At 59.8% G+C, this 2,924-nt stretch carries 1 protein-coding gene; it reads right to left on the bottom strand.

Annotated features, from left to right (window positions below; translation table 11 throughout):
• Positions 1-2,924 (bottom strand): hypothetical protein (locus tag ABVT36_RS18800; protein WP_368457930.1); only part of this gene is annotated, 2,924 nt, incomplete at both ends.

Below are 2,924 nucleotides of genomic sequence, written 5' to 3'. Positions count from 1 at the left end.
CCCAGCGCACCACAGCCGTCATCACTATCCACCGGTGGTGGCGGCGGTACATCCGGCAGGGTCGGGGCAGTATCGCCCATCTGCAGGGCACCATCCACCGGGCGGAAGGTGTCGCTGTTGTTGTGGATATTGGTCACCACATTGGGCAGCTCAAGTCGCTGCCCTTTGGTCAGAGTTTCGGTGCCGGTCAGGCCGTTGGCATCGGCCAGCAGGTACCAGAGACTGGCATCCCCCCAGAGCATGGCGGCCACGGATTGCAGGGTTTCGCCACCCTGGGCCTCGTAGCTGGTGTAGCTGGAGGCCGGATAGTTGGGGTTGATCGGCTGGAAGTTCTGGTCAAAGTCCGCAGACTGCACCGCCTGAACATGGTCCCCGTTGCTGTGGGAGTGGCGATTGCCGGCACCTTCGGCCTGGGCCAGGGCTTTGACGTAGTCGTAGCGGCTGGGCACCCGGTCGTTGCCAACATCACCCACCGCATGGCCGTTGAAGTAGTAGAAGTGGCGCATCTCGCGACCGTAGCTGCTTTGGCCACTGTCGTTGATCTCTTCGCGCACCAGGGTGCGCCCTTCCTTATCAGTCACATAGGCGATGGCGCGCTGGCCTTCAACATCGTAGACGCGGCGGATATGGCCATTTGAATCGTAGGTGTAGAAGGCTTCCCCATTCTCCCAGCTCTGCCGCTGCTTGGGGTGCAGGTCTTTGTTGTCGGCGCTGATCACCACAGACTTGGTCTTGTAGGTGTCCCACTTTTCGTAGCTGTTGTAGAGGGTCGTCACTGTGGCCGCGCCACCATCTTCGGGGTAGGCGTGAGTGACGCTGGTACTCACTGTCTCACCATCCCCGAGAAAGGTGTTACGGCTGCGGGTGACCTCATCGGTTGCCACACCACTCTCGCTGTAGCGCTGGGTTTCGTTGCCGAGCAGGGTGCCGTCGGCATTGTGGTAGTTTTTGGTTCGGCTGTAGAGGGTGCCGCTGGAATCGTACTCGTAGTAGGCGGTGACCTGGCCGGCATCATTGTTGATGCGGCTGGCCCGCAGGACAAAGCCGCTGCCCTGGTCGATATGTACCGTGGTGAGACGGCCGTTGCTGTCGTAGGCGTACTTCTCGCGGATGCTGCCGTCACTGGCGCGTGTGGCGAGGTAGCGCTGGTCCAGGCCATTGTAGGTAATGGCGGTGCCGGTTTTACCCAGGACAATCTGGCCGTTCTCGAACTCGCCGAGGGTGAGGGTGAAACGGTTGTTCCTGTCGTAGGTGTAGTAGAACGACTGGGTCCTGCCGTCGATAGTGCCGTCGAGGTTGTCGACGTAACGGCCGTTATACACACTGGAAACACTGCGACGGTTACTGAAGGCATCAAAGGTGTAGTCGATCTGGTAGGCGTTACCGTATTCGTCGTAACCCTCGATACTGATAATACGCCCTTGCTCGTCATACTCGGCCGTACTGTGCTGGTACACCACACGGCCGAGGTTGTTGTAGAGGTCATGCGAGCGATAATAGAGTTCGCCGGTGCGGTTGCCCGCTTTGTCGTAGCGGTATTCGGTGACGGCGGGAGCGATATCGCTGTTGGCGGCAGTCTGGTCACCATCGGCGAGACCGTTGTTGCCGTAGTCGTAGGTGCGGAACAGATTGCCGTTGTGGTAGTAGGTAAAGCGTATATCCTGGTTGTTGCGCGCTTCCCAGGTGCCGTCGCCACTCTTAGCGGTATTGCCGGTCTGGCGTGACAGCCAGCCGGCGTAGTTGTAGGCGTACTCAATACGGTGGCCGCCGAGGTCGTCATGCCAAACGGCTTTGCCGAAGTAGTCGACGGCGTCGCTGATCACATCCTCCCGGGAGGACTGATTCCAGTCGGTGTCCACCACACCGCCCATTCCGGACTTGGCAATGGAGGTGATATAACCCCCCAGCTGCACCTCATCTGCCGGGCCCTGCGCCTGCTGGCCATCCGCGGCCAGAACATTGCGCGCCACGGCATCACTCCAGGCGTAGGCGTAATCGGTGATACTGCCGTTGTAGCTCTTGTACTGCAGCACCCGGCCCATGCCGTCGTAACGGTAGCTTTCCTGACCCACTGTGCCACTGTCGCTGACGGTGCCGCCGCTGTTAAAGCTGGAATACAGCACATGGTTGGTGTCGCCGTAGAGGGCGTTGCGATGGCGAATGCGGTTGCCGAACTCGTCGTAATCCCACTCGTCATACTTGCCTGAGGCGCTATAGCCATAGTCGATCGCCTGGCTGCCGTCCTGGAAACGGTTCATCCGCACCAGCTGGTTGTTGGCGTCGTAGTGGTAGGCCACCTGGTAGTAAAGCGCACTGGTGCCGTTGCCGCGCGCGTTGGCGCGGTACACCAGTTGGCTGCTGCCCTTAAGGTTGCCGGCCTGGTCGTAGACCTGGCTGTCGTAATCCCCCACACCGTCCTGGCTGGCCATCAACAAGCCCGCCTGGTAATCCTGCAGGTAAATTTGCTCATGCTGGACGTTGTAGGCGGTCACGGCATTTCTGGTCGCGGTGGTCGCACTGGCCGCAGCTTCCGCACCCATTTTTTCCATCACCACTTCACCAAACGCATTCACCCCGTATTCGGTAGCGGTGTGGGCGCGGAAGCTGGTCATCTGCTCCGTGTAGACGTCCGCTTCCGGCTTCAGCTCCTTCGCCAGATTGCCGCGCTGGTCGTATTCGTACAGGGTGGTGTTGCCGTTGTTGTCGATCGACGCCACAGTCTCACCAAAGGCGTTGTAGCTGGCGTGGTGGGCGATCAGGGTTTCGTCGTTGGCGGCATCGGTCAACTGCAGGGCGATATTGCGGATCGCCTCGCGGTTGTAAAGGCCGGTCTGCGAGTAGAAGACGGAGGTATAACTGTCGCCATCGGAAGACGTATTGCGGCTATAGGTGTTCGTCTTGACGCTTTTGGTAACCGCGTTGGT

Origin of the sequence: Microbulbifer sp. TYP-18 (assembly GCF_040932045.1) — a bacterium.
Classification (GTDB): domain Bacteria; phylum Pseudomonadota; class Gammaproteobacteria; order Pseudomonadales; family Cellvibrionaceae; genus Microbulbifer.
This window is presented reverse-complemented; position numbering and strand designations above follow the sequence as displayed.